Consider the following 26,095-nt stretch of genomic DNA (forward strand, 5'->3'; position numbering starts at 1 on the left):
TTATGCCAGCCCCGATTTGCACACTATTTCTCTCATCATTACATGTTTCCCCACGCGATGATCGTAAGAGAGAAAGCTAGTTGCCATTCATTATAAAAAAGCCAAAGTCAAGATAACCTGACTTTGACTTTTCTACAATGACAGGCCATAAACACTGCCATATATCAGTGTCCCGGTTGGGTCACTTTTTATTTTTTCTCTTCTTCGTTAACTTCTGTGTATTCTGCATCAACGACGTTATCGTCTTTAGCATCGGCTTCACCAGCACCAGCTTCGCCAGCTTGCTGAGCTTTTGCCGCTTCTTCATAAAGCTTCATTGTCAATGCTTGAACGATTTCGTTCAGTGCATCTTTTTTCACGCGGATTTCTTCAAGCTCGTTTTTCTCGATGGCAGCTTTCAGTTCGTCCTTCGCTTCGTTAGCTTTCGTTACTTCCGCTTCGTCCACTTTACCTTCTAGATCTTTAAGCGTTTTTTCCGTTTGGAAGACTAATTGATCGGCTTCATTGCGAAGCTCCACTTCTTCCTTACGTTGCTTATCGCTATCAGCATTTTCTTCCGCTTCGCGTACCATGCGGTCGATTTCTTCATCTGAAAGGCCTGAAGATGATTTGATCGTGATCGCTTGCTCCTTGTTTGTGCCAAGATCCTTGGCACGAACGTTTACGATACCATTTTTATCGATATCAAATGTAACTTCAACTTGTGGAATCCCGCGCGGTGCCGGTGGGATGTCACTCAATTGGAAACGGCCAAGCGTCTTGTTATCCGCTGACATTGGACGCTCACCTTGAAGAACATGGATATCAACAGCTGTTTGGTTATCGGCAGCAGTCGAGAATACTTGGGATTTACTAGTTGGAATCGTTGTATTACGGTCGATCAATTTCGTGAATACGCCGCCCATCGTTTCAATTCCAAGTGAAAGTGGAGTTACGTCAAGAAGAACGACGTCTTTAACATCTCCTGTTAATACGCCACCTTGAATGGCTGCACCCATAGCCACTACTTCATCAGGGTTGACACCTTTGCTTGGCTCTTGGCCGATTTCCTTTTTGATCGCTTCAACAACTGCAGGAATACGCGTAGATCCACCAACAAGGATGACTTTATCGATTTCAGATGCTGAAAGACCTGCATCTTTCATTGCTTGACGAGTAGGTCCCATCGTGCGCTCGACAAGGCCTGAAGAAAGCTCATCGAATTTAGCTCTAGTCAATGTTACATCCAAGTGAAGCGGGCCAGCATCCCCAGCTGTGATGAATGGCAATGAAATTTGTGTGGATGTTACACCGGAAAGATCCTTTTTCGCTTTTTCAGCTGCATCTTTCAAACGTTGAACGGCCATTTTGTCTTTGGAAAGGTCTATTCCGTTTTCCTTCTTGAATGCTTCCACTAAATAATCGATGATGACTTGGTCGAAATCATCTCCGCCAAGACGATTGTCACCAGCAGTGGATTTCACTTCGAATACGCCATCGCCAAGTTCCATGACGGATACGTCGAATGTACCGCCGCCAAGGTCGAATACAAGGATCGTTTGATCTTCTTCCGTTTTATCCAAGCCGTATGCAAGTGCTGCAGCTGTCGGTTCGTTGATGATACGTTCCACTTCTAGACCGGCAATTTGCCCAGCGTCCTTCGTTGCTTGACGTTCTGCATCATTGAAGTAAGCAGGCACAGTGATGACCGCTTTCGTAACTTTTTCACCTAAATATTCTTCAGCATAAGATTTCAAGTATTGAAGGATGATTGCCGAAACTTCCTGAGGGGAATATTCTTTTCCTTCAATCACTTCTTTATGGTTAGTACCCATATGACGTTTAATGGAAATGATCGTGTTAGGGTTCGTGATCGCTTGGCGTTTTGCCACTTCCCCTACTTGTCTTTCTCCATTTTTGAATGCCACTACGGATGGAGTTGTACGGTTTCCTTCTGGATTCGGGATTACTTTTGGTTCCCCGCCTTCAAGTACAGATACACAAGAGTTTGTTGTACCTAAGTCAATACCAATAATCTTGCTCATAGTTTCACTACCTCCCAATAAATATATGTAAATTTCTTATTCGTTCACTTTCACCATTGCTGGTCGGATCACTCGGTCCTTAAGCACATATCCTTTTTGGAATTCCTCCACGACGATATTAGAACCGAAGTTTTCATCTTGAACCTGCATGACCGCTTGATGCAAACGAGGATCGAACTCTTCACCAACCGAGCTGATCGGCTCGATGCCTTCTTTGGCCAATGCATCTGTAATCGCCTTGTAAACCATTTCCATGCCCGAAAGCAAGGATTTCGTTTGTTCATTTTCCGCTTCGATTTTTGTAGCTCTTTCAAAATTATCAAGGGCTTCAACTAAATCTCCAGCGATGCTTTGAACTCTGTATTTTTGAGCCGCCTCCATATCAAGCTTGGCACGGCGTCTAGAATTATCAAAATCGGCCTGCAGACGAAGATAACGGTTGTCCATTTCTTCGATTTTTGCTTGAAGCTCGGCAATCTTTTCCTGAGCCAATTGAAGCTCATCCTTTTCAACCGGACTCTCGCTTTGCTCCGCTGGAATTTCTTCTTCAGCGAAAACCGCTTCTGCAGCGTTTTCTTCGATTGTTTCATTTTCCAATGTTTGCTCTTCGTTTTTATTTTCTGTCACAATCTCACCTCCCTAAAAGGGTTATACAATTTATGCTAAAGTATTATGCCAGACAGCGGGATTTTGCCGCCCCGCCACCTTAACAATATTACCTTTGCTCCTATTTTTGATACAGTTTTGTCATGAGCGCAGTCAAATCCTTCGAGAAAAACGAAAGCAAACTGATCACCCTCGAATATTCCATCCTCGTCGGTCCCAATATGGCTAATGTGCCGACTTGCTCCTGCCCAATTGAGTAAGTTGCGGTAATCAAGCTGCAATCATCAAGCACCGTGTTTTGATTTTCGCGGCCTATCCTGACGTGAATGCCGGATGGGTTTTGGGTAATGAGTTCATAAAACCCTTGCTCTTGCTCAATCATGGATAAAAGCGTGCTGACTTTAGCGATATCATGGAACTCCGGCTGCCTCAGCATATTCGTTTTCCCGCCGAAAAAGATCTTTTCGGGCTTGGTGTCCGTCAGGGTATCCGCAAGGACGGAAACCATCGATCCATAGTTATGAATGTGGCGGCTTAACAAAACGGCCACTTCCTTATAAATCTTATCCTTCAAATCCACTAAAGGAACGTCGACCAGACGGGCATTCAATATGTTTACCATCTTTTCGATTTCGTTTATATCGAAGGAGGGTGGCAGGGAAATCATTCGATTCTCCACATGACCTGTATCGGTAATGATGATGGCAATCGCAGTCTCGGGACTCAAGGGAATGATCTGGATTTTCTTAAGCTTATGTTCATTCACTTTCGGCCCAAGCACTATAGCCGTATAATTCGTCAGTTCCGAAAGGATTTTCGCTGACTTTTGAACGATCTTTTCCAATTCATAAATTCGTTCTACAAAAACGGATTTCAATAATTTCATTTCATTCTTTTTCGGAGCTTGAGGAGAAAGTAAATGATCCACATAATATCTATACCCTTTTTCAGAAGGAATCCTACCGGAAGATGTATGGGTTTTTTCTAAAAAGCCCATTTCTTCAAGATCGGACATTTCATTGCGGATTGTCGCAGAGCTGAACGTAATTTCATCCTTCTTCGACAAGCTTCGTGACCCGACTGGCTGGGCTGAATGGATAAAATCCTCGATTATCACTTGTAGAATCAACAATTGACGATCAGTTAGCATGGATGATCACCTCTGTTAGCACTCTATCTCCCTGAGTGCTAATATACTAATAAATTATCAAATGCAGCCAATGATGTCAACAAAGAAAACCCGTAATTCATCGTAAAGTGACGAGGGATTTCCTTCACTCAGAATCGGCAACACCTAAAAATGATTGGAACACTTCATTTCCTAGCAGTTTCCCTTGTTCAGTCAAGCGGACGAAGCCATCCTTCACCATTAAAAGACCCTTTGACACTTCTTCCTGGAGCGGTTTTTGAAAAATCTCCGTCATGTCAACAGAAAATTTATCCAAGAAGTTCTCCATTGAAACGCCCTCGGTTTTTCGAAGGCCCAAAAACATTTCCTCTTCCATCCGTTCATGGAGCGGGACATGATGTTCCTCTAAAACCGGCAGCTGATTTGCTAATAACGGGGTGATATATTTCTTCACCGGCCCATGATTAGCCACTCTCTTTCCTCCAGTATAGCCATGTGCACCCGCACCAATGCCATAATACTCCACATTATCCCAATATGTCAGATTGTGCCGGCTTTCAAAGCCAGGCCGGGCAAAATTACTGATTTCATATTGCTGGTTACCATGCTTCTCCATCTCTTCCATGAGCTTCTCATACATGGAGGCCTCGAGCTCCTGCGGCGGCAGGTTCAATTTCCCCCTGCGCATCTGATTGTAAAAAACCGTCTTTGGCTCAACGATCAATGAGTAGCTGGAATAGTGCGGCAATTGGAGGGCAAGAGCTTTATCCAACGTATCCTCAAAGTCTGCCATCGTTTGTCCGGGCAATCCATAAATCAAATCGATGCTGATATTCGTGAAGCCCACCTCTTGAGCCAAGGCGATCGTTTCATACACCTCTGAAGCCCGGTGAGTCCGGCCTATCCGTTTCAATAATTCATCATTGAAGCTTTGCACGCCAAAGCTAAGTCGATTGACACCCGATTGATGCAGGATCTCGAGTTTTTCTCTCGAAAGGTCCCCTGGATTAGCCTCGAAAGTATACTCCGCTTTTTCCGGATCGAATGGCAAGGTTTCATTGATCGCTTCACATAGGAATGTGAGCTGTTTTTCATTTAATGAGGTCGGTGTTCCTCCGCCGACGAAAACGGTATCCAATCCAGTCGTTGGGTATTTGGCAAGCTGCAGTGCCATTTCCCTCTTCATCATCTCCAAATATTCGTCGACAGGCTGTCCCTGCAGGAATACTTTATTAAAATCACAATAGTGACAAATATGTTCACAGAACGGTATATGGAGATAGGCGCTTTTAATCATCGTGTTCACAACCTTTATTCGAATGAGTCGATAGAAAAAGAGGCTAGAATCACTCTACCCTCTTTTCCCCTCTATCGTTAATTTAATTTATTTCTTAGGTGTCGTATCATCCATTTTCAAAACAGCCATGAAAGCTTCTTGCGGCACTTCAACGGATCCTACCTGCTTCATCCGCTTTTTACCTTCTTTCTGTTTTTCAAGCAACTTACGTTTACGAGATATATCTCCGCCGTAACATTTAGCCAATACGTTTTTGCGCATTGCACTAATTGAGGAACGGGCCACGATTTTCTGTCCGATGGCTGCTTGGATCGGCACTTCAAATTGTTGTCTCGGAATCAATTTCTTCAGTTTTTCAACAATGACTTTACCGCGTTCGTAGGCAAAGTCTTTATGAACGATGAAGCTCAAGGCATCCACCGTTTCCCCATTTAGCAAGATATCCATCTTCACAAGCTTGGACGGTTTATAACCGATCAACTCATAATCGAAGGAAGCATAGCCTCGCGTATTCGATTTCAATTGATCGAAGAAATCATACACGATTTCCGATAATGGTATTTCATAATGAATGCTCACGCGTGTCTCATCGATATATTCCATGTCAATGAAGTTTCCGCGTTTGTTTTGACAAATTTCCATGATGGTCCCGACGAATTCAGTCGGTGCCATCATCGTTGCTTTTACATATGGCTCCTCGACGCGTTCAATCTTTTGGGCGTCAGGCATATTAGATGGGTTATCTACCTTCAGAACCGTTCCGTCCGTTTGGACGACATCGTAAATAACACTTGGGGCAGTGGTGATTAAATCGATTTTGAATTCACGTTCAATCCGTTCTTGAATGATTTCCATATGAAGAAGCCCAAGGAATCCGCAACGGAAGCCGAAGCCTAACGCTTGCGATGATTCCGCCTCGAACTGAAGCGCTGAATCGTTCAATTCCAGTTTTTCCAAAGCATCCCGGAGATCATTGAACTTCGATGCGTCAATTGGATATAACCCGCAATATACCATCGGATTCATCTTCCTGTAACCTGGAAGCGGCTCTGTAGCACTGTTCACGGCACTTGTGACCGTATCACCCACCGTCGTATCGCCGACGTTTTTGATGGCCGCTGTAAGGAAACCAACATCACCCACGTTCAGTTCATCGAGGAGCTGCGTTTTTGGATTGAAGACACCCAATTCCGTTACATCAAATTCCTTGCCCGTGGACATCATTTTAATTTTGTCGCCCACTTTTATGGAACCTTCGACAACACGGATATAGGCAACAACACCGCGATAGGCATCAAACAATGAATCGAAAATAAGCGCCTTGAAAGGGGCATCCGGATCTCCTTGAGGCGGCGGCACCAATTCAACCACCTGCTCCAGAATCTCCTCGATCCCAATACCGGCTTTTGCCGAAGCCAACACCGCATCGGAAGCATCGAGGCCGATCACTTCTTCAATTTCTCCACGCACCCTTTCCGGGTCAGCACTTGGCAAGTCGATCTTATTAATGACCGGAATGATTTCCAGGTTGTTATCCAAGGCCAAATACACATTAGCAAGCGTTTGGGCTTCAATGCCCTGAGCTGCATCAACGACAAGGACTGCACCCTCACAAGCTGCTAGGCTTCTTGAAACCTCGTACGTGAAATCGACATGCCCCGGTGTGTCGATCAGATGGAAAATATATTCTTCTCCATCTTTCGCATTATATTTCAATTGAATTGCATTCAATTTAATCGTAATTCCACGCTCACGCTCTAAATCCATGGAATCCAGCAGTTGACTCTTCATTTCACGCTGAGTCATGGCGTTCGTTTTTTCAATGATGCGATCCGCCAATGTAGATTTACCATGATCAATATGAGCGATGATGGAAAAGTTACGAATCTTGGATTGTCTTTTTAATTTTTCTTCTCTATTCACAACATTCACTCCCACTAGTCGACACAATACACTATTTTTTATTATATCAATAGAAAATGCAAGATTCAACAGAATAGTTACAAAAGAAGCATTCTTAAAGGGCAAACCATAAAAAAAGGCTGCATTCCGGATGGGAAGCAACCCTTTTGCTGGAGAAAGTACAACTTCTGGAACTAAATCATGTCAATAAGCGCCTGAAAGGCCCCTGAGATGGTGTCACCAAGCGTTTTACCGATCGAGGAGAAAAAATTGAAGGCTTTCATTTCTTCAAGCCTTTCTTTTTTCGTCTCCAAATCATGGCTCGTTACTTTTTGGCCAAGGATATCGGCCTCCATCTCCCCTTGGTCTGATTGGTTGATGATGAATGCACTATTTAAAGAAGGATCTTCATACCCCTTCATTTTCTTCATCCCGTCATTCGCCTGCTGCATCCCAATCAGAACGCCTAAAAATAATACGAGTACAATCCCTGCACATTTCAACCAAAATCGAACCATTATGGAGATCTCCTTTCCCATTACTTCGCTTCCGGTTCTCCGGACGTTTTATCCACCGCTTTCGCATCCCAATAAAATTCGCTGAAAACGTCTGAAAAGGCATCGACGGTTAAATACATTTCCTCAAAAGTATTGTCCACGCCGCCAACCTCGATTAACATGGCATTGCCTGATAAATCCTGATTATATATACCATTATGGGTAGATCCGCCCTGTTTCATAACCCCGCGGGAAATGCCTGGGTATTTTTTCTCCAAGGCTTTATGCAGTTTGTTTGCAAGAGCGGCATTTTTTTCAAAGTTAGGATTATTACCGCCAATCACGAAGGCGATTTTTGCATATTGCTTGCCGTTAATCGTAATCGTCGTATATTTTTTGCGTTTCGAATCCCGGTGGATATCAATGAGATACTCCAAATCCTTGTTAGTGGCCAAAGCCGTCTGAACGGATTTTCGAGATTCTTGATAGGATTTGTTGTAGTTCAGTCCTTTGTTATTCAAATTGCCCATGATATCCGTTTTATCGAGCGAAGATCCGATTCCTTTATCAGCAAGATCCTTAGACATTCGCTCCCCAAGTTTCGTTATGTTAATTTGAGAGTGATAGGCGAGATTCGGATTCGTCACACCCTTTAGATAAGGAAGATAAGATTCCCGATTGTGGCTATGATAGATTTCGACCACCTTCCGCCCATTGGTGGTTTGGTTAGGCTGGTTGGCATCTCCCTTTTCAGGTTCTTCAATTTCATCCAGATTTTGCAGGGATGCATCCCGGTCTTCATTCAATACGTCCACAGGCGGCGAGGATTCATAAGGCATGTTCGTATAATTCGTTCCTTCTCCAGCCACGAGAATCTCATTATCAAAAATCGAGAAACCAGGAAGTTCCCTGCCAAGTAAACTGCGCGGGTCCTCCAATGATATGTTGGTTGATACTTTTATCAGCTGATCCGTGATCACCGATTCTTTTTTGCCCTCAGGCAATGCGTTAAAAAAGTATTGGTTTTCATTAGCCATCATCGAAAACAGCATTTTCCCTGAAAATTGGTTGGCTACGGTATGTACCGAATCGGAAGATATCCGATACTCCGGTTTCAGGGAAGTCATGACCCCACTGATTGAAAAAACAAAAAGAAGCAAGGCGAGAATACCTAGAAATGTTTTTATGATCGTTGTTCCGTGAATGGCTGTTATGATCCCTGGGGAATTTCTTCTTTTCATCCTTCCACCCTCTCTATAGCTTGTCTATTAATACTTATGACTTTGCTAGAAAGGGTAGAACACCATTTTTGGGCACAAACATGATTCAGCGGGTGTAGTATCCGGCATTATCTTGATTGATTGATTTATGCAGGGCTGCGTTAAGCCCATTCGCTATCAAATTAGCCATATCCTCAATGAAAACATCGACTTCCTTCGGTGTAACCATTAAATTTTGCCCGAGAGGTGACAGCACTTCATAGATCAACTTCCGTTTTTCGTCATCGGGAAGAACCCCGATCATCCCCATGAAAGTTTGGCGTTCCTTCTCCCCTGGCATGTCCTCATCGGTAAGCTTTGTACGCTTGCCAAAACTAAATCCAGCAGGTGCCAAGGAGCGTGATGGCCTGTCCCCTTCATTCAGCTCCTTGCCAAAGTGCTTCAAAATATAATCGATCGTATCGCTCGCAATCGATACGGCATCGACGACCGTGGGAATCCCTATCGCTATGACGGGAACCCCCAGTGTATCCTGACTCAGCTCTTTCCGCTTATTCCCTACACCAGAACCTGGATGAATGCCGGTATCGGTAATTTGGATCGTGGAATTGACACGGTCGATCGAGCGTGCAGCCAGGGCATCCACGACAATCAGGAAATCCGGTTTGCTTTTCTCGATGACACCTTTTATGATGTCACTCGTCTCAATGCCGGTAATCCCCATTACACCTGGTGAAATCGCACTGACTGGCCGATACCCTTCTTTAACGGACCCCGGCTGCAACTCGAACAAATGTCTTGTGACGACAAGATTCTCAATGACTGCAGGTCCCAGAGCATCGGGAGTTACATTCCAATTACCAAGTCCCACAACTAAGCAGCTGTGTTCTTGGGTGATTTTATTCCGTTGCAGGAAGTAAGCCAGTTCATTGGCGAACACCTTTTCCACCCGGTGCTGTGTATCCGTATCCTGTTGGCGAATCCCCTGGACCTCGATCGTCAAATAGCTGCCCTGTTTTTTGCCGATCTCCTTTTCTCCCTCAGCCGTGACCTCGACCAAGGAAACCTTCAGCTCATCTACTTCTTTTTCCTTTATGATGACCCCTTCGATATGGGATACATCCACTTCCTCAACGACACCTTTATGTTCAAGGGCAATTTCCTTTGCTTCAATTGCCAAATCTGTCCGAATTCCATATTCACTAAGGTCCAAATGATTTTCCATAGCGCCCTCCTGCTGTTTGAATTGTAATCCAATCTAGTAATTTCCATAGTCTCTCTTAAACATTCTGTCGTTTTTGCTTTTTTATTATTCATTTTTTTGGTACAATGAATGGTGACGAGATGAATTTATTTTTGAAATTATAATTCCTTTTCGATTCTCAATCTGAAGTATTGCATATTTATGAGCAGTCTGATAGAATAGCACTTGTGCTATTTGATATGGATTTGAAAAGTCGAGTTCATATAATCTCGATTTCTTTGTAGGAGGTGAACGGAATGCCAAACATTAAATCTGCTATTAAACGTGTGAAAATCAACGACAAAAAACGCGTACAAAACATTACAGTTCGATCTACTATGCGTACTACAGTGAAAAATGCTGAAGTTGCATTAGCTGGTGAAAACGTTGAAGCTGCTAAAGAAGCCCTATTAACAGCTGCTGTGAAATTAGACAAAGCTGCATCTAAAGGATTAATCCATAAAAATGCGGCAGCCCGTAAAAAATCTCGTTTAGCGAAAAGACTTAACGCTCTTAACGCATAATGACAAAAAATTAAACGATCCAACCGGATCGTTTTTTTTGTGCCTTATTTTCCATGTATTCGCAGTGTCCCATCAATTTTGAACATTCTCCCCTTCCCACTTTGGATGACAGAAAAAAGTAACTTTAAACATGAATAAGGTGACAGCAATGCTGTCACCTTATTCATCATCTAATTTTCAAGAGCAGCAATTCAAGCGTTATCGCCTTATCTGCTTGGCCGGTTTTCATTTTATAATCCGCCTCCGCCAAATCGTTCATGATGCCCAATAGCTCGCGTTCCTGGAATTTCCCGGTCTTTTCAAGTGCGAGCTTTACCCTGAAAGGATGCACCTTTAATTGCCCGGCAATTTTTTGCTGGCTGTATCCTTGACGGGAAAGCTCCTTCACTTGATACATGAGCCTGACTTGTCCAGCCATCACACTCAATATCTTGATCGGCTCCTCGTTCTGACGGAGAAGGTCGTGCAAAATCGTCATCGCACTCTCCATCTTCCGCTGTAACACATGGTCAACAAGCGTGAAAATATTCTGTTCAAGTGATTTAGCAACAAGCTTTTCCACAATCTCGGCGGTGATGTGTTTATCGGCTTCCACATAAAGCAACATTTTATCCAATTCATTCGTCAGCATCATAAGATTCGTTCCTGCAAGTTCAAGTAAAAGCTCTATGGCCTGCTCATCAATACGGACAGAACCTACCCGCTCCCTAACCCACCCCTTCAACTCATGATCACCAAGCTTCTTCGCTTCAACGAGAACCGCTTTTCGCTTCAGTTCCTTAGTGATTTTCTTTCGTTCATCCAACTTCTCATAGGGCGCAGTCAGGACGACGATCGAATAAGGGACGGGATCAGCCAAATAAGCTTCAAGTCTCTTCACATCGTGCTCAACTCTCGACTTCGCTTTTTCAGCAGTCAGAAAAAATGGGTTTTGCATGAAAACGAGTCGACGCTCCCCGATAAAGGGTAGTGTTTCTACATCTTCGAGCGCCGTTTCAACAGGCGTCTCTTCCAAGTCAAATTGAGAAAAATTGAAATCCATCTCATCTTCATGAAGGACATTTTCAATTAAAAGCTGCTTCGTTTCATTAATAAGGTAGGCCTCCGTCCCAAACAACAAGTACACTGGCGCGAATTGCCCTTTTTTTATGCTCTTCCAAACGTCTAATACCAATAGAATCCGCCTCATTTTTTATGTATTCTTCTCTAATGGTATAGGTGGATTGACCATTTGACAAGCGATAAAAGGGAACTAGCCCCCTAAAGGACTAATTCCGGATCTATATGAACACTTTCAAGAAAGGCCCGGGTAATCTTCCTTGAAAGCGGGTAAAGTATTCATGTAGAACAAATTTCGAGCTTTTCTTTTTTCACTTGCTTTGTTTGTACTTTTATTTTGACCTCATAACCGTAAACTATTTGTGACAACTCTTGTCAGTAAAGGAAATGAAGAAGTATGACCTGTAGATTTTTTATTGGTAATGTTTTATACTATTAGCAGAAATAGGAGGGGTAAATCATGAACGAATTCGAAAAGAATGTCCAATCTAAGACAGATGACGTCGCCGATTCCGCAATCGGATTCATCGGATCTTTTGTATTTTTCGCTGCCATGTTCACCATAGCTGTCGTCATCAAAGCTGTCGGATCCTGATTTCTGCACTTATTTTTCTGGAATGGGGCTGCTTTTGCAGCCTTTTTCTTTTTGATTTCTACAACATACTATGGAATAGTCTTCCGAAAGGTTCCTTTCCTTTTGTAATACTTGTAAATGATGGAGCCATCTTCATCCGTCCTGAACACCCTAATTCGATGTGCTTCCAGATTTCCTAAGACGTCCTGATGGGGATGACCGTATCTATTATCTTTTCCGGCTGAAATCAACGCAACTCCCGGCTGCAGCTGCAGAAGGAAAGGCTCGGAGGTAGATGTCTTGCTGCCATGGTGGCCTACCTTCAATACATCCGCCTGCAATCGCGGAAAAGCTGTCACCAGCTTCCTTTCCCCCTCCTCCTCCACATCTCCCGTCAAGATCCATGATAGGCCCCCAAGCTCCGTGTATATAACGATTGAAGAATCATTCTTGTTTTCCTCTTTTCCCTCTGGATTAAGAACGAAAAACGCAGCTCCGCCCGCTACCCACCTGTCCCCTCTTTTACTTACTGACATCTGCACTTTTTTACTCCTTGCAATCGAAACAAAGTCCAGATCGCGATATTGCTCTTCACTGCCGCCTCCGATGACGATTTCTTCCACTTTGAAATGTTCGATTAATTCTTTCGCACTTCCTACATGATCTGCATCCGCATGAGTCAGGATCAGTTTATCCAATTGATGGATTCCCTTACTTTTCAATAAGGGAATGATGATATCGTCCGCAGTGTTGAACTTCTTCCGACTTTGCGCCCACGGCTCTACGGGAAATGTTATCTGCCCGCCTGTATCGATCAAATAATTGCCACGATCAAACGGCAGGATGATTAAAATGGAATCACCTTGTCCAATATCGATTATTTGCACTTCCCCAAAGGGTGACAACTTTTGTATATTATATTGAAAAAACAAAAGCACAATCAGAATCCCCCACCACCATTTGCTTTTTTCAAAAGATTTCTCCCAAGTGAGGAATAGCCCCAACAGGGATACAACTAGTAAGGACATCACGATAAAATGGGGCTTTCCAAAGACAATGGAGGCTAAAGGCAAATTGGAGGCTGCATCGGCAGCTTTATTGGAGAGGGAGAAGCAGACATTCAATATCAAGATAAACAGCTCGCCTAATGCAGGGAATAGTACATGACAAATGAGGGCAATCAAAGAAAGAGGCAGCAAAACAATTGAATAAAGCGGAACATACACGACATTCAGGGACACTCCAAGAAAAGAGGCTTCATAAAAGTGAAAAAGCAAAATCGGAAGGGCCGTCAATTGGCAGATGAGGCTAATCATGAATAACTGCAGCATTTTTTGCGGGTAGCGCAAGAAGATGCTTGAGGACATGATTATGGAAAAAGTAACGGCAAACGAGAGTTGAAAACCGATATCATAAAGCATATTGGGCCGAAAGAACAACAATGCGATATAAACCAGTCCAATCGTGGATCCTGCGGAGACTCGCTTTTTGAATAACAAAAATAAAAAGAATAGCATCGCCATGAAACAGGAACGAACGACAGATGGACTGCCTCCGGAGAGCACCATATAAACGGGCAGGAAGATTAGAAGGACGATAATCATCCTTTCCCGGGTAATTCCAATCCTGATGCCTAAGTAAAATAACATCCCTGTCAAAAAACTGACGTGAAGCCCTGATATCGCCAATAAATGCACCAAACCAAGCCTTTGATAATTAGTAAGGTCATCTTCATCGATATAGGTTTGGTCACCGAATATGAGAGCAGTGACAAAGCCGCTTGATTCTTGTGGAAAGTGCTCCTCAATATGCGCAATTCCCCTCATCCGTAAATTACGTATCTTACTGACAATCGAGTTTCCTTCATTGACGCATTCTTGAAACGTAATGGATTCAGCTTTCAAGATCCAATGAGTGCTATTGCGCTTAAGATAGCGTTGATAATCGAAACCGTTTTCATTCCTTTGTTTGTCGGGAATCATCAGGCTCCCTTCGACTGGGCAAGTTAAGCCGATCCGTAAACTTCTGCCCAGCGTTTCTTTTTCTTGCTCAGAGCCCATTTTATAACGGAGCATGAGCCTTTCGCCGTGCTTACTGACGATGACGCCTTTTAATGACTTCCCATCTATATGCGGCTGGTCGGTGAAGGTGATGGTAAAACGATTTTCCGTCCCCTCATACATGGTTTCGTTTCGATGTTCGAAATGGAAAGCCGCCCCAAAAAAAATCACGATCACCACTACATGCAGGCTGAGGGCCGCAGCACTCAGCCGCAACGAATAATAGAGGAAGCTGAGAAAGATCATGATCATGATCACGATCAGTTGCGTTACATTTAATGATGAATGGGCCGCTACGCCAAAAGTGGCTGAAACGGCTAATAAAAGAAGGTGTCTTTCCATACCTGCACCTCCGTCAATCTACTTAGCGAATATTTGTTTCGCCTGCCTTTCAAGCTCCGATACCGCTTCTTTTTCTAACCCTGTTTGTTCAAGTTGGGCCAGTAAGGTACGTACAAAGTCTTGTTTTTCTTTTCCGTTAACGTCGATGGCCCCTCTTGCTTCAACTTTTTCTGTCCTGACACCTGCCTGCTTGAACAAATCAAGTGCATATGGATGATTTTTATAATCCTCCGCATAAAAAACGGCTTTAATTCCAGCTTGAATGAGCGATTTACAGCATTGCAAGCAAGGAAAATGGGTCACGTAAATCTCTGCTCCATCAGTCGGCACCCCGAATTTTGCACATTGCAGGAGTGCGTTCATTTCAGCATGTATCGTCCTGACACAATGGTTATCGATTACGTAACAGCCATCATCTATACAGTGCGTCCCTCCAGCAATGGAGCCGTTGTATCCTCCTGCAATGATCCGATTATCCCTGACGATCGTCGCCCCTACGGTCAGGCGCGTACATGTGCTTCTTAACGCTAATAAATGGCTTTGTGCCATGAAATATTGATCCCAGCTAATCCTGTTCATGTTGAAGTATCCCCTTATTTAAAAATGATTTTCTTCAATTTTACCCTCTTGCTGTCCATTTGTGTAGTCCCTTCAAGCATTCACTGTACTGAAATGGAGTCCTGTAGCCTTTCGAATGTTTTCTCACCGATTCCCGTCACTTTCTTCAATTCATCAATTTGCTTGAATTTACCTACTGATTCCCTGTATTCCAAGATGGCAGTCGCTTTGGATGGACCTATTCCGGTAAGCGTCTCCAATTCTTCCTGAGTGGCTTTATTCAAATTCACCTGCCCCGCCGTCACACCACCTGAAGGAGAGGTATTGTTAGGTTCCAAAATCCCTTTTTCTTCTTCACCTATTTCCGGAACATAAATGACCATTTGATCTTCCACAAGTTGAGCAAAATTCACCTTGTCCTTATCGGCCTTTTCCGTAAAGCTACCTGCAGCCGAAATCATATCAATGACCCTGTCACCTGCCTGAGCAGTAAAAATACCGGGCTGCTTTACCGCTCCTTTGACATCCACTTTAATGACAAGGTCATCCAAAACATTTTTTTCACTTTGTTCCACCGAATCTCCTTTTGCGGCATCGGCAAAGATATCGTCCGGTTCAATAGGATCGTGATCATGGTCATTTTGCAAAAAGAAGTAAATGAACACGGACCCAATTACCATTGCAAGGGCAATCATCGTCGTTTTATTCTTTAAAATCCTATCCATCCATTTGCCTCCTTATTGGATTTTGCAGCATACATAGTCATAGGACAGATCATTAATACATAGTGTTTCTAGGAGAATCAATCGTTTTTAAGTGAGGGGAGTTGATCGGTTTTGAAGAAAATCGGTGTGATTGGAACAGGCAATATGGGTACCATTTTAATCGAGGCGTGGCTGGAGGCAAAAATATTGAATCCGGCAGATCTAATGATTACAAACCGGACACTATCCAAAGCATTGTCCCTGAAAGAAAAGCATCCAGATATCGAGGTTGCGGAAAGCGCGGCCGAAATCGCCCAGCAAGCGGATTTTATTTTTCTTTGTGTAAAACCATTACAAATCGACGGCTTGCTTTCAGACATCAAGCATCATATAAACAAGGAGCAATTGGTCATCTCCATCACGAGCCCACTATCGGTGGCGCAGCTTGAGTCGGCCGTAAAGGCCCCTTGCGCGCGATTCATCCCCAGCATAACCAATCGGGTCGGTTCGGGGGTATCGCTGCTGAGCTTCGGTGAAGGATGCAGCAAGGAGGCCAAGACAGCCTTGCATGAATTGGCCTCTGCGATATCGGCACCTGTCGTCATTGAGAATGATATCACCCGGGTAGCTTCCGACATCGTCAGCTGCGGTCCTGCCTTCTTTAGCTATTTAGCACAAGCTTTTATTGACGCAGCCTGTCAGACGACGAAAATAGACAAGGAAACGGCTACGACTTTGACTGAGAACATGCTGATCGGATTAGGGGAATTGCTTGGCAAGGGCGTTTATACATTGCCGGCCTTGCAGGAAAAGGTATGTGTGAAAGGTGGAATAACGGGAGAAGGGATCAAGGTTTTGGAAGCAGAGACAGGGGAAATGTTCCACCATCTTTTTCAAGCGACGCATGAGAAGTTTGCGGAAGATCTTCATGAAGTAGAAAAGCAGTTTGGCCATCCTTATTAATATTCGTAATGCTTTTCTCATTTCCTGCTAAAAATAAAAAAAAAGAGGTCAGACTTTACTCGCATATGCGGGCGAGGTCTGACTTCTTGATTCATTTTCTGGCTACGAACAAAATCCGTTCAGTTTCTGTTACAGGCAGAGCTTCTTCGAGATCGGCCATAAGCTCAGTCACGGTAAATCCTGCTTGTTGCAACCATTTTTTATATTGGTCAACCGGATAAGTCCGTTGATAATGCAATTCATCAAAGCGGTCATACAGGCCACTCCGTTCATCCTTGACGAAAAAACTCAACTCATGTTCCACACTGTAGGCTTCTTCTCCGGGAAAACAATCCCATATATAGGATACGTCTTCATCGCTGACGGCAAACGTATGGTCACGAAACACTTCTTCCATTTTATAGATGGAATGGACATCGAACAAAAATAGTCCTCCATCCTTCAAATGCTCGTGAACTCTGTTGAACGTTTTTACGATATCCGCTTCATCACGAAGGTAGTTCAATGAATCACAAAAAATCGTGACACAGTCAAATTGGCCCAGCCCTTCAAGTTCCGCCATATTCTGTTGGAAAAGGGGAATCGCTAACCCGAGCTTCACCGCTTTTTCGTTGGCGACCAGAAGCATTTCGTCAGAAAGGTCCACACCAGTGACCTCAAATCCGTGCTGAGCTAATTCGACGGTCATTTCACCGGTTCCACAAGCTAAATCGAGCACTTTCCTTCCGCCAATTCCGTACTGTTCCAGCTTCGCCGTAAGGATCATCAGCCATTTTTCATAGGGAGCATCCTTCATCAATTCATCGTATACATAGGCAAAGCGTTCGTAGGTCATGTAGTCAGTTCACTCTCTAAATCTTCAAAAGGTGCATCTCCCCATAAACGCTCGAGATTATAATAGTTTCTTTCATCCTTATGGAAAATGTGCGCAACTACATCGCCAAGATCGACAAGCACCCATTTCGCTTCATCAAATCCTTCAAGGCGTTTTACATCGATACCTGATTCATCAGCCTTGCTCTTCATTTCACGAGCGATGGCTTGTACTTGTTTTTCGGAATTACCGTGACAGATTAAAAAATAATCGGCAACAAGTGATATGCCTTGCATATTCAGGGCCACAATATCCTCCGCCCTTTTATCATCCGCCGCTTTTGCTGCAATTACAAGAAGTTCACGTTCAGTCATTACATCTTCTCCTTCAAATTCATGATCAAATCATTGTATGTGTAAAATGTGTCAGGGTAAATAGCCTGATTTCGTTTCATTAAAAAAACAACGGTATTCCTTAAAGCCTGTATGACAGCATGATCCAAGTTTTGCTTGGCTGTCTGCCTGACTTCTTCGACCCCTGGGAAGGAACGTCCCGGCTCAATATAATCCGCAAGGTAAATGACCTTATCCAAAAGGCTCATGCCGACCCTGCCTGACGTGTGATGGGCGATCGCATCCAAGATTTCGACATCCGTTATGCCTGCTTCCTTTTTCACCAGGTAAGCCCCGACTGGAGCATGCCATAGCTCCATGTTGTATTGAAGTAAATCCGGCGCCATCTTTTCGGCGATGATGATTTGCTCCATTTCTTCCTTTGGACGAAACTTTGCATAATCGTGGAAGATAGCTGCAAGTTCCGCTTTTTTTATGTCAGCACCATAGAGCTCGGCAAGTTCAATCGCTGACTCCATCACGCCAAGAGTATGGATGTACCTGCGCTCCGTGATTTGTTCCTTGACAAGCGCAAGTGCTCTTTCACGATTCATATAAACCATTCCCTTTAATATACTTCACCACTGGATCTGCAATTAAATATTTCACGGTTTTCCCCGTTCTTAGCTTCCTTCGTATCATGGAAGAGGAAATGAACATCTGCGGGACTTTCACCATCGTAATCGGGTATAAGGTCTCCTCATTATAGCCAGGACGCTTCACCCCGACGAAATGGACCAATTCCATCAACTCGTCGATGCGATGCCAATTAGGTAAATACTCAATCATATCTGCGCCAATGATGAAATAGAATTCATTGGTCGGCTCAAGTTCTTTCAGGAGCTTTATCGTATCATACGTATAAGATGTGCCTTTTCTTTCTATTTCAATACCCTCAATATAAAAAGCTGGATTGGTGGCTATCGCATTTTCCAACATAGCCAGCCTGTCCATATCGGTTACTTCCTCCGATTTTTCCTTATGGGGAGGAACATGATTTGGCATGAATCTGATTTCATCAAGCTCTAGAGCGTCCAGCACTTCATTCGCTATAATTAAATGACCGATGTGCGGTGGATTGAATGTACCGCCAAGAATTCCAATTTTTTTCATGGATAGGTTCCCTTAAGGTAGTTTGATTTGTTTGTTTTCTTTTGATTCTTTATACAGGACGATGGTGTTGCCGATGATTTGAACCAATTCCGCCCGCGCGCCTTTTGATAAAGAAAGTCCGACGTCATTGCGGTCTTCTTCACAGTTTTGCAGAATGCTGACCTTGATCAGTTCACGTACTTCAAGCGCCTCACCAATTTGTTTGATGAGATTATCATTGACCCCGCCTTTACCAACTTGAAAAATCGGATTGAGGTGATGGGCCTTTGATCGTAAAAATCTTTTCTGTTTTCCTGTTAACATGTGTTACCTCCTAGTTTGTTCAAGACAATATCTGTCATTCTTGCTGTATCCGGAATAATGTCCGTCCATATCTCAAAAGCGAGCGCAGCCTGGTTGATGAACATTCCGAGGCCATTCTGCGTTTTCGCCCCTTTTTCGAAAGCTTCAAGCAATAGCTTAGTCTGCAAGGGATTGTAGATGATGTCACTTACTATTGCACCGGCTTTGAGCTGGTCGAGCTTCAAAGGAGAATGATCCGTTTCCGGACTCATTCCAGAAGAAGTCGTTTGGATGATCAAATCATATTGTGATAAGCTTTGTTCCGCTTCGATAATCGAGAGTGCCTTCGATATTTTATCATATGGGCAATCAGAAACAAGCTCTGCCGCTCTTTCCTTCGTCCGATTTGCAATATCAACCTGCTTTACCCCTTCGTTAACAAGAGTAAAATAAATCGCACGCGCAGCACCGCCCGCTCCGATCACTAACGTTTTTTTAGCCTTAATGTCACCTGATATTTCATCGCATAAAGATTTTAAAAATCCTTTTCCGTCTGTATTATACCCTATAAAGCGACCATTTTTGTTAACAACCGTATTTACAGCCCCGATTGCCAAGGCCAATTCATCCACTTCATCAAGGAAGGGGATGATTGCCGCCTTATGCGGGATCGTGATGTTGAACCCTTCTATACCAAGGGCTTTCATGCCTTTCACAGCATCTTGCAATCCTTCTTTCGTCACATGAAAATGGTGATAAACCGCTTCTATATTTTCTTTTTCAAATGCATCATTATGAATGTCCGGTGACATCGAATGTGCAATTGGATCTCCCATTACCCCATAGATCTTTTTCATAGACTTTGACGACCCCTATATCAGATTAATGATTTTCGAACGATGACATTGACCCCTTTTGGGACATGTGCAACGACCTTTGCTCCCGGCTCATTGACGGTCACCCAGCCAAGACCAGAAAACACAATATCCATTTTACCATCTTTCAAAGAGAATTCATGTGGAATCAACTTCGGAAATTCCTCTAGCTGTTCTGGCCGTGGAGGCGCCAATAATTCCCCTGCATGATTTTCGTATAATTCATCGGCCTTTTCCAATTTCGTACGATGGATGTTCAACTCATTCGAAAGGTAGCAAGTGAGGGAACGTCTTCCGCCGGAGATGTAATCCATCCTGGCCAGTCCTCCAAAGAATAGCGTCTGAGCCTCATTGAGCTGATACACTCTTGGTTTGATTTCCTTCTTTGGCATGATCACCTTGAAATCCCGCTTGTCCACGTAATGGGCCATTTGATGGTGATTAATGATACCTGGCGTATCGATCAATGCCTGTCCATCATCCAAAGGAATTTCAATCATATCCAAAGTCGTGCCCGGGAAGTGGGATGTCGTGATGATATCGCCTTCTCCGCTCACTTCTTTAATAAGGCGATTGATGAAGGTAGATTTACCAACATTCGTACAGCCCACAACATAGACATCCTTCCCTTTGCGGTACCGTTCAATCGCATCGGCCGCTTCCAGGATGTTCTTCCCCTTATCTGCACTGACAAGTAAAACATCGACTGGGTTCAGCCCCAATTCCTTTGAAGATTGCTTCATCCAATTAATCAATTTATTCGGTTTAACTGACTTTGGCAATAAGTCGACCTTATTCCCGATCAAAAGAACATCATTTCTTCCAACAAATCGATGAAGGCCTGGCAGCCAGCTTCCATTGAAATCAAAAATATCGACGATCTTGACGATCAAGGAATCTGTTTCGCCGACCTTATTCAAGATTTTCAAGAAGTCATCGTCTGTCAAGGATACATCCTGAACCTCATTATAATGTTTCAATTTAAAGCAGCGCTGACAAACGATCGTCTCTTTTTCCAAAGCTGATTGAGGCGCATAGCCCAATTCCTTAGGATCTTCTGTCTGGACCTTCACGCCGCAGCCGATGCATACTAATTCTTGATGATTGTTCAATTGTGATCCTCCCATTTTATCATTCCTTTTCGTTTAAAAAACGCCATGATCTTTCTTTCAAAATAACGATTGATTTTCGTCCTGAACTCATCAGTCTGGGCGACAGGAACGACTAAGATCGTATGGAAGCCACCTCTGTTCCCTCCCAATACATCCGTCAATAGCTGGTCGCCGATTACCACTGTTTCTTCCAACTTCAGCCCCATCGCCTTACGGGCTTTATGGAACGCCCTCGACATCGGCTTCCTCGCCTGATGTATGAACGGAATGTGAAGCGGATCGGAAAATGACCGGACACGATTTTCATTATTATTGGAAACAATCGTCACTAAAATCCCATGGTCCCTCATATTATCGAACCATTTGATTAAATCAGGCGTAGCGGTTGGTCTGTCCCATTCCACGAGAGTATTATCCAAGTCCGTGATGACTCCCTTAATCCCTTTTTTCTTCAATTCTTGAGGATCTATATTAAAAATGCTTTTAACATGTTCACTCGGCAAAAATAATTTAAGCATATTGACACCTCTATATTTTCATTAAAATTTACCGTCTCCATCATATCGAATTTTCGGCTTACTTTCAAAAAAATTTAGGAAAGCGGGGCTTGCGGTAAAAAATCATCATAATGTAAGTTTTCTGATATGGGAAGGCATTTTTAAGAAAGACAGGAAATTTAGCGTAACGTAAGACCTAATTATTCCGAAAAGATTTCGACAAAAATTTCATTCTTCCAGCCTGTGGATAACTTTACTAACATTTTCCAAGCTGACCCGTACCATTTCGGCCACTTTGTAAACATTTTAACCACAGGTTATCCACTTTTAACTGTGGATAACAGAACGATTGTTCTCCGTGTTTATTTCTGATACAGTAGGGGTACAGCAAGGAAGACTTATCAATATATGTAAGGAAACACTAAATTATTCCTCGCAATTCCTACTGGAGGTGAGCAGCCGTAAATGGCGTCCTGATGCAAAAACTATCTGATGACCTGTTGCTGGAATCCTATTTTAAAGCGCAGAATTTAAAGTTAAGTACCGAATTCATCCGTCTCATAGAAACGGAAATTCATCGAAGAGCCCTGACACATAAAATCCGATCCTTATTTTAATATCGAATACATAGGCTGACATCAAATGTCAGCCTTCTTATTTTTTTCGTGACTAAACGGCCTTCATGAACCCGATCGTTTCACCGACACGGACATCGGCGGGAATGGACAGGTTGCCTTCAAGCTCAAACTTATTCTTTTCAAAGAGAAGGACGACAGTCGACCCAAAGCTGAAATAAGAAAACTCCTGGCCTTGCTCCAATTCCTTCGATTGGTCGGTAATGACGATCGAATTGATATACATGGCACCAACCTTCACCATCGCCAAACTCCCCTCCTCATTTTGAAGTTCAGTTATTGTACGATAATTTTTGGATAAAGGCTCTTTTCCATATTTCATCCCCCATTTATTAACGGGGTACGATTTCCTCCCAAGCGTCCAACGTTTGATTACGGAGCCCTTGATCGGTGCATGAATCCTATGATAATGACTTGGGCTTAAGTACAAGACCAGGTATTTGCCACCTAAGTACTTTTCCAATGCAAGCTCGTCCCCAAGCATTTCCTCCATCGAATATACTTTTCCCTTAACGACGATTTTTTTATCTGTCCTTATTTCCCCCGCATCCTCGAGAACGCCATCCACGGGACATGCCACCGCACAAGGGAGGGACGTAATTGGCCTGACCTCCTCCTTCAGCTTCCTCGTAAACAACTCGTGCAGATTGGAATATGCTTTTATATCTTCCCCAAATTCTTGTTGATTGAGATTAAATGTTTTTACATATTGCAAAATCAAGGGTTTGCTCCAGCGAGATTGGCTAAAGCGCTTCAATAAACCGGATGAATACCTTCCATTCGTCAGTTCAATCAAAATCCGATAAAAAGATTGATACAAATAAATCCACTCCAAATTGTAAAATTATTCAAAAATACCTTGCATAAATTGTGCTAAATAAAATATTATTATATAATAAACGCTTGTGTTCATTATATTTTTGTTTCATTTTGTTTCATTTGAAAGGAGTGAAAAGATGTTTTTTCTACACGCCCTAGATCAAACCATTAAAAAAGTGAAAGCTCAAACAGCAAATATACTTACTTTAATGAATTTATCCCTTGGAGGATTCGCAATAATTGCCGTGATGCACGGCCAAATGAATTTAAGCCTGCTATTGATATTCCTAGCTGCCCTTGCAGATCGCTTTGACGGAATGGTTGCACGGAAGTTCAACATTGAATCGGAGTTGGGCAAGCAGCTTGATTCCATGTGTGACATCATATCTTTCGGCGTCGCACCCGCTCTATTATTATACCAAGGAATTTTAATAGAATTCGGTGCTCCAGGCACAATTTTCACAGTTTTCTATATAGGCTGCGGTGCTTTCCGCCTCGCACGCTTCAATATTAGCGAAAGCAACGGTTACTTTACAGGGGTTCCCATTACGGTCGCCGGCTGCATTGCAACGGTTAGCTATCTGGCCATCCCATATTTCCATCCGGCCTTTTTCTTATCCCTCATGATTATATTATCATTGCTTATGGTCAGTCCATTTAAATTGAAGAAAGTTTAATTGGAAAAGCGGATTGTCCTAAACTGGACATCCGCCTCACAATGCAGGCAAACTCAATAAAAAATGAGTTTGCCTATATTTTTTTCTTGGTGTATACCATTTTGAACAATGATGTCCACAGCAGGCACATAGCTTTGCAAAGACATCCGGGGGCATCGACTTTGATTTAACTTTTCGATAACCGAACGTGTCAATGCAAGACAGCGGACGTCCTATACCGGACATCCGCTTTTTTTGGTTACTATTCACCCATTTATGAGGGTTTACGCTTTTTTGACAAGCGGATCAGTCAGACTCATGAATTCCTCGACATCTTTCATGCAGGTGTGAACCGCTTCTTCCCAAAAATCACGTGTAGTCAAATCGACACCTAAATGCTTCATGGCTAAATCCTCGACCTTCATTGACCCAGTATCCTTTAATAAGGCAATATATTTTTCTTCAAAACCAACAGGTTCCTTTAGAGCATTCGCATAAATCCCTAAGGAAAATAGGTAACCGAATGTGTACGGGAAATTATAAAATGGCACACCGGTAATATAGAAATGCAGCTTCGAAGCCCAGAACGTTGGATGGTAATCACTTAATGCATCACCATATGCTTCTTTTTGGGCGTCAAGCATCAGCTCATTCAATCGTTCTTCACTGACATATCCTTGTTTCCGCTCATCATAAAATCTTGTCTCGAATAAAAAGCGGGCATGGATATTCATCAATAATGCCACGGAACGCTGAATTTTATCTTCTAACTGAACCAATCTTTCCTCCTCGCTGCCCGCTTCCTTCACAGCCGCATCCGAAACGACCATCTCAGCAAAGGTCGAAGCGGTTTCTGCCACGTTCATCGCATATGAACAATTCAGCGGATGGATGTCCCTCATCGCATAAGAATGGAACGCATGTCCCAATTCGTGAGCCAACGTCGACACATTCGAAGGTGTACCCGAATACGTCATGAATATCCTCGACTGCTTATGTAATGGGAAGCCCGTACAAAATCCCCCAGGCCGCTTACCAGGCCTGTCCTCCGCTTCAATCCAGCTATCCTCGAAGGCTTTTCGAGTGAAGCTTGCTAATTCAGCTCCGAATTTAGAGAATTGCTGGACGATGAAGTCTGCACCTTCTTGATATTCCATCACTTTGGATTCTGCAGTAACCGCTAGCGGTGCATCCAAATCCGCCCAACTCAATTTATCCAAATCCAGTAACTCCGCTTTCCTTTGTAAGAACCTCACCAACGGCTCCTTATGATCCGCAATGACATTCCACATGCTCTCGAGGGTTGCTTTTTTCATCCTTCCGATCTCAAGCGGCTCTTTCAAAATATCCTCCCAGCCCCTTTTTTCATTCACACTGAGACGAAACCCAGCCAAATGGTTCAACGTTCGGGCAAAAAGTTCACTTTTTTCTTCCCAAGCCTGTTCCCAGGCTGCAAACAATTCTTTCCTCGCTTTTTGATCGGGCTCTGAAAATTTATTCGCCGCTTGACCTACCGAGAGCATCTCCCCTTTATACGGAATGGACATGGAACCGACGATCGTATCATACATTTGGCTCCACCCTTCGAATCCATCCATGGACAATTGGGTGATTAATGCCTCTTCCTTCACTGAGAGCTTATCCTTCGCCCTTTTTCGGCGTTCGTTCACAACAAATGCCAACTCATTCAGCGGTTCTTTGCCTAGCATGCTTTGCAAAAATGCCTCATCAAGCTGGATCAGCTTTTCATCAAGCTTGCTCATAACCATTTTGAGCGAAGCGACGACCTTCATTTGCTCGATCCGCAGCTGCCCTGCTTTTTTATCCTGCGCATTTTGAGCTTCCAGACACCCGATGTAGGCGCTGGCCTGCTTGGATTTCATCTGGGTGTTTTTCAATAGATCGAATGCTTTGATGAATTGGCTTTCGTCATTTGCTTCTGGAGAGATGATGCTCACAAGCTGATCGAGTTCTTGCACCTCTTCCTTGATTTCATCCAAAAAAAGCAGGAACTCACCAGAAGAGCTTCCTCCTTTAAAAAAGACATCCAAATCCCAAGTTAAAGAATATCCCATTTGCAATTACCCCCTTTTATCAATACATTCATTATAGAGGTTTATGCTATTTTTTTCTAATTAAAAGGAATTTTCAGTTTTTTTAATGCATTTTTCTATATCTAAGATGAAAAAAGTGTTATG

The 26,095-nt window shown here is 43.3% G+C and carries 27 protein-coding genes; 5 read left to right on the forward strand and 22 right to left on the reverse strand.

Annotation, left to right across the window (positions count from 1 at the left end; genetic code table 11):
- Positions 1 to 188: 188 nt before the first annotated feature.
- The 8 genes from dnaK to gpr form a co-directional block, all read right to left on the reverse strand.
- Positions 189 to 2,024: a molecular chaperone DnaK gene (dnaK, locus tag ABE28_RS15510; RefSeq protein WP_064463463.1), complete on the reverse strand. Its 1,836-nt coding sequence runs from the start codon at positions 2,022 to 2,024 to the stop codon at positions 189 to 191.
- 36 nt (positions 2,025 to 2,060) lie between these two features.
- Entirely contained in the window at positions 2,061 to 2,651 is a 591-nt protein-coding gene (gene grpE / locus ABE28_RS15515) for a nucleotide exchange factor GrpE (protein ID WP_064463465.1), read from the reverse strand.
- Positions 2,652 to 2,751: 100 nt separating this feature from the next.
- Positions 2,752 to 3,780, reverse strand: coding sequence for a heat-inducible transcriptional repressor HrcA (hrcA, locus tag ABE28_RS15520; RefSeq protein ID WP_064463467.1), 1,029 nt, complete (start codon positions 3,778 to 3,780; stop codon positions 2,752 to 2,754).
- A 124-nt stretch (positions 3,781 to 3,904) separates the two neighbouring features.
- On the reverse strand, positions 3,905 to 5,056 hold the full coding sequence (gene hemW, locus ABE28_RS15525) for a radical SAM family heme chaperone HemW (protein WP_064463468.1): 1,152 nt from the start codon (positions 5,054 to 5,056) through the stop codon (positions 3,905 to 3,907).
- An 87-nt stretch (positions 5,057 to 5,143) separates the two neighbouring features.
- Complete coding sequence (lepA, locus tag ABE28_RS15530) at positions 5,144 to 6,979, reverse strand: translation elongation factor 4 (RefSeq protein WP_064463470.1); 1,836 nt, start codon at positions 6,977 to 6,979, stop codon at positions 5,144 to 5,146.
- A gap of 173 nt (positions 6,980 to 7,152) precedes the next feature.
- The gene (locus ABE28_RS15535; protein WP_064463719.1) at positions 7,153 to 7,476 is read right to left on the reverse strand and encodes a YqxA family protein; all 324 of its coding nucleotides are present in this window, start codon (positions 7,474 to 7,476) and stop codon (positions 7,153 to 7,155) included.
- Between the two features lie 20 nt (positions 7,477 to 7,496).
- On the reverse strand, positions 7,497 to 8,696 hold the full coding sequence (gene spoIIP, locus ABE28_RS15540; RefSeq protein WP_064463472.1) for a stage II sporulation protein P: 1,200 nt from the start codon (positions 8,694 to 8,696) through the stop codon (positions 7,497 to 7,499).
- Between the two features lie 85 nt (positions 8,697 to 8,781).
- The gene (gene gpr, locus ABE28_RS15545) at positions 8,782 to 9,900 is read right to left on the reverse strand and encodes a GPR endopeptidase (protein ID WP_064463483.1); all 1,119 of its coding nucleotides are present in this window, start codon (positions 9,898 to 9,900) and stop codon (positions 8,782 to 8,784) included.
- 275 nt (positions 9,901 to 10,175) lie between these two features.
- Here gpr and rpsT point away from each other — a divergent pair, with 275 nt between their 5' ends.
- Positions 10,176 to 10,442, forward strand: a complete 267-nt coding sequence (rpsT, locus tag ABE28_RS15550; RefSeq protein ID WP_064463485.1) for a 30S ribosomal protein S20 — start codon at positions 10,176 to 10,178, stop codon at positions 10,440 to 10,442.
- 166 nt (positions 10,443 to 10,608) lie between these two features.
- Here the strand turns inward: rpsT and holA are convergent, their stop codons facing one another.
- A complete protein-coding gene (gene holA, locus ABE28_RS15555; RefSeq protein ID WP_064463487.1) occupies positions 10,609 to 11,616 on the reverse strand; it encodes a DNA polymerase III subunit delta in 1,008 nt (335 codons plus the stop codon).
- A 345-nt stretch (positions 11,617 to 11,961) separates the two neighbouring features.
- Here holA and ABE28_RS15560 point away from each other — a divergent pair, with 345 nt between their 5' ends.
- Entirely contained in the window at positions 11,962 to 12,096 is a 135-nt protein-coding gene (locus tag ABE28_RS15560; protein WP_034308559.1) for a YqzM family protein, read from the forward strand.
- Between the two features lie 68 nt (positions 12,097 to 12,164).
- Here the strand turns inward: ABE28_RS15560 and ABE28_RS15565 are convergent, their stop codons facing one another.
- The 3 genes from ABE28_RS15565 to ABE28_RS15575 form a co-directional block, all read right to left on the reverse strand.
- A complete protein-coding gene (locus ABE28_RS15565; protein ID WP_064463489.1) occupies positions 12,165 to 14,477 on the reverse strand; it encodes a DNA internalization-related competence protein ComEC/Rec2 in 2,313 nt (770 codons plus the stop codon).
- 18 nt (positions 14,478 to 14,495) lie between these two features.
- Positions 14,496 to 15,056, reverse strand: coding sequence for a ComE operon protein 2 (locus ABE28_RS15570; RefSeq protein WP_064463491.1), 561 nt, complete (start codon positions 15,054 to 15,056; stop codon positions 14,496 to 14,498).
- An 80-nt stretch (positions 15,057 to 15,136) separates the two neighbouring features.
- Positions 15,137 to 15,760, reverse strand: coding sequence for a helix-hairpin-helix domain-containing protein (locus tag ABE28_RS15575; RefSeq protein ID WP_064463493.1), 624 nt, complete (start codon positions 15,758 to 15,760; stop codon positions 15,137 to 15,139).
- A 111-nt stretch (positions 15,761 to 15,871) separates the two neighbouring features.
- On the opposite strand from ABE28_RS15575, the gene comER reads away from it, so the two are divergent.
- Positions 15,872 to 16,702: a late competence protein ComER gene (gene comER / locus ABE28_RS15580; RefSeq protein WP_257390604.1), complete on the forward strand. Its 831-nt coding sequence runs from the start codon at positions 15,872 to 15,874 to the stop codon at positions 16,700 to 16,702.
- A gap of 91 nt (positions 16,703 to 16,793) precedes the next feature.
- Here comER and ABE28_RS15585 read toward each other — a convergent pair whose 3' ends face one another.
- Genes ABE28_RS15585 through ABE28_RS15620 form a run of 8 tightly spaced genes read right to left on the reverse strand, consistent with a single transcriptional unit; the run spans position 16,794 to position 21,808 of the window.
- Positions 16,794 to 17,537, reverse strand: a complete 744-nt coding sequence (locus tag ABE28_RS15585; RefSeq protein ID WP_064463495.1) for a class I SAM-dependent DNA methyltransferase — start codon at positions 17,535 to 17,537, stop codon at positions 16,794 to 16,796.
- Positions 17,534 to 17,890: a ribosome silencing factor gene (gene rsfS, locus ABE28_RS15590; protein ID WP_064463497.1), complete on the reverse strand. Its 357-nt coding sequence runs from the start codon at positions 17,888 to 17,890 to the stop codon at positions 17,534 to 17,536. The genes ABE28_RS15585 and rsfS overlap by 4 nt, the downstream gene beginning before the upstream one ends.
- Positions 17,890 to 18,462 carry a bis(5'-nucleosyl)-tetraphosphatase (symmetrical) YqeK gene (yqeK, locus tag ABE28_RS15595; RefSeq protein ID WP_064463499.1) on the reverse strand — a complete coding sequence of 191 codons (573 nt, stop codon included), beginning with the start codon at positions 18,460 to 18,462 and terminating at the stop codon, positions 17,890 to 17,892. Before yqeK ends, rsfS begins: the two co-directional genes overlap by 1 nt.
- Entirely contained in the window at positions 18,452 to 19,021 is a 570-nt protein-coding gene (locus ABE28_RS15600; protein WP_064463501.1) for a nicotinate-nucleotide adenylyltransferase, read from the reverse strand. Before ABE28_RS15600 ends, yqeK begins: the two co-directional genes overlap by 11 nt.
- A 12-nt stretch (positions 19,022 to 19,033) precedes the next feature.
- A complete protein-coding gene (gene yhbY / locus ABE28_RS15605) occupies positions 19,034 to 19,324 on the reverse strand; it encodes a ribosome assembly RNA-binding protein YhbY (protein ID WP_064463503.1) in 291 nt (96 codons plus the stop codon).
- Positions 19,318 to 20,160, reverse strand: coding sequence for a shikimate dehydrogenase (gene aroE, locus ABE28_RS15610; RefSeq protein ID WP_064463506.1), 843 nt, complete (start codon positions 20,158 to 20,160; stop codon positions 19,318 to 19,320). Before aroE ends, yhbY begins: the two co-directional genes overlap by 7 nt.
- Positions 20,161 to 20,180: 20 nt before the next feature.
- Positions 20,181 to 21,290 carry a ribosome biogenesis GTPase YqeH gene (gene yqeH, locus ABE28_RS15615; protein WP_373921285.1) on the reverse strand — a complete coding sequence of 370 codons (1,110 nt, stop codon included), beginning with the start codon at positions 21,288 to 21,290 and terminating at the stop codon, positions 20,181 to 20,183.
- Entirely contained in the window at positions 21,287 to 21,808 is a 522-nt protein-coding gene (locus tag ABE28_RS15620) for a YqeG family HAD IIIA-type phosphatase (protein ID WP_064463510.1), read from the reverse strand. The genes yqeH and ABE28_RS15620 overlap by 4 nt, the downstream gene beginning before the upstream one ends.
- A 455-nt stretch (positions 21,809 to 22,263) precedes the next feature.
- On the opposite strand from ABE28_RS15620, the gene ABE28_RS15625 reads away from it, so the two are divergent.
- Positions 22,264 to 22,404: a sporulation histidine kinase inhibitor Sda gene (locus tag ABE28_RS15625; protein WP_057911663.1), complete on the forward strand. Its 141-nt coding sequence runs from the start codon at positions 22,264 to 22,266 to the stop codon at positions 22,402 to 22,404.
- 52 nt (positions 22,405 to 22,456) lie between these two features.
- Here ABE28_RS15625 and ABE28_RS15630 read toward each other — a convergent pair whose 3' ends face one another.
- Positions 22,457 to 23,242: a phosphatidylserine decarboxylase gene (locus tag ABE28_RS15630; RefSeq protein ID WP_064463512.1), complete on the reverse strand. Its 786-nt coding sequence runs from the start codon at positions 23,240 to 23,242 to the stop codon at positions 22,457 to 22,459.
- Between the two features lie 136 nt (positions 23,243 to 23,378).
- Here ABE28_RS15630 and pssA point away from each other — a divergent pair, with 136 nt between their 5' ends.
- Positions 23,379 to 23,918: a CDP-diacylglycerol--serine O-phosphatidyltransferase gene (gene pssA / locus ABE28_RS15635; RefSeq protein WP_064463514.1), complete on the forward strand. Its 540-nt coding sequence runs from the start codon at positions 23,379 to 23,381 to the stop codon at positions 23,916 to 23,918.
- Positions 23,919 to 24,181: 263 nt separating this feature from the next.
- Here pssA and ABE28_RS15640 read toward each other — a convergent pair whose 3' ends face one another.
- Complete coding sequence (locus ABE28_RS15640; protein ID WP_064463516.1) at positions 24,182 to 25,972, reverse strand: M3 family oligoendopeptidase; 1,791 nt, start codon at positions 25,970 to 25,972, stop codon at positions 24,182 to 24,184.
- Positions 25,973 to 26,095: the final 123 nt, after the last annotated feature.

The sequence above is a fragment of the Peribacillus muralis genome (assembly GCF_001645685.2).
GTDB lineage: Bacteria > Bacillota > Bacilli > Bacillales > DSM-1321 > Peribacillus > Peribacillus muralis_A.

What these genes read in the sequence shown, in the direction of transcription:
- dnaK (WP_064463463.1), bottom strand. Translation starts at nt 2,024, where the DNA reads ATGAGCAAGATTATTGGTATTGACTTAGGTACAACAAACTCTTGTGTA.
- hrcA (WP_064463467.1), bottom strand. Translation starts at nt 3,780, where the DNA reads ATGCTAACTGATCGTCAATTGTTGATTCTACAAGTGATAATCGAGGAT.
- hemW (WP_064463468.1), bottom strand. Translation starts at nt 5,056, where the DNA reads ATGATTAAAAGCGCCTATCTCCATATACCGTTCTGTGAACATATTTGT.
- ABE28_RS15535 (WP_064463719.1), bottom strand. Translation starts at nt 7,476, where the DNA reads ATGGTTCGATTTTGGTTGAAATGTGCAGGGATTGTACTCGTATTATTT.
- spoIIP (WP_064463472.1), bottom strand. Translation starts at nt 8,696, where the DNA reads ATGAAAAGAAGAAATTCCCCAGGGATCATAACAGCCATTCACGGAACA.
- gpr (WP_064463483.1), bottom strand. Translation starts at nt 9,900, where the DNA reads ATGGAAAATCATTTGGACCTTAGTGAATATGGAATTCGGACAGATTTG.
- rpsT (WP_064463485.1), top strand. Translation starts at nt 10,176, where the DNA reads ATGCCAAACATTAAATCTGCTATTAAACGTGTGAAAATCAACGACAAA.
- ABE28_RS15560 (WP_034308559.1), top strand. Translation starts at nt 11,962, where the DNA reads ATGAACGAATTCGAAAAGAATGTCCAATCTAAGACAGATGACGTCGCC.
- ABE28_RS15565 (WP_064463489.1), bottom strand. Translation starts at nt 14,477, where the DNA reads ATGGAAAGACACCTTCTTTTATTAGCCGTTTCAGCCACTTTTGGCGTA.
- ABE28_RS15570 (WP_064463491.1), bottom strand. Translation starts at nt 15,056, where the DNA reads ATGAACAGGATTAGCTGGGATCAATATTTCATGGCACAAAGCCATTTA.
- ABE28_RS15575 (WP_064463493.1), bottom strand. Translation starts at nt 15,760, where the DNA reads ATGGATAGGATTTTAAAGAATAAAACGACGATGATTGCCCTTGCAATG.
- ABE28_RS15585 (WP_064463495.1), bottom strand. Translation starts at nt 17,537, where the DNA reads ATGACCTACGAACGCTTTGCCTATGTATACGATGAATTGATGAAGGAT.
- rsfS (WP_064463497.1), bottom strand. Translation starts at nt 17,890, where the DNA reads ATGACTGAACGTGAACTTCTTGTAATTGCAGCAAAAGCGGCGGATGAT.
- yqeK (WP_064463499.1), bottom strand. Translation starts at nt 18,462, where the DNA reads ATGAATCGTGAAAGAGCACTTGCGCTTGTCAAGGAACAAATCACGGAG.
- ABE28_RS15600 (WP_064463501.1), bottom strand. Translation starts at nt 19,021, where the DNA reads ATGAAAAAAATTGGAATTCTTGGCGGTACATTCAATCCACCGCACATC.
- yhbY (WP_064463503.1), bottom strand. Translation starts at nt 19,324, where the DNA reads ATGTTAACAGGAAAACAGAAAAGATTTTTACGATCAAAGGCCCATCAC.
- aroE (WP_064463506.1), bottom strand. Translation starts at nt 20,160, where the DNA reads ATGAAAAAGATCTATGGGGTAATGGGAGATCCAATTGCACATTCGATG.
- ABE28_RS15620 (WP_064463510.1), bottom strand. Translation starts at nt 21,808, where the DNA reads ATGCTTAAATTATTTTTGCCGAGTGAACATGTTAAAAGCATTTTTAAT.
- ABE28_RS15625 (WP_057911663.1), top strand. Translation starts at nt 22,264, where the DNA reads ATGCAAAAACTATCTGATGACCTGTTGCTGGAATCCTATTTTAAAGCG.
- pssA (WP_064463514.1), top strand. Translation starts at nt 23,379, where the DNA reads ATGTTTTTTCTACACGCCCTAGATCAAACCATTAAAAAAGTGAAAGCT.
- ABE28_RS15640 (WP_064463516.1), bottom strand. Translation starts at nt 25,972, where the DNA reads ATGGGATATTCTTTAACTTGGGATTTGGATGTCTTTTTTAAAGGAGGA.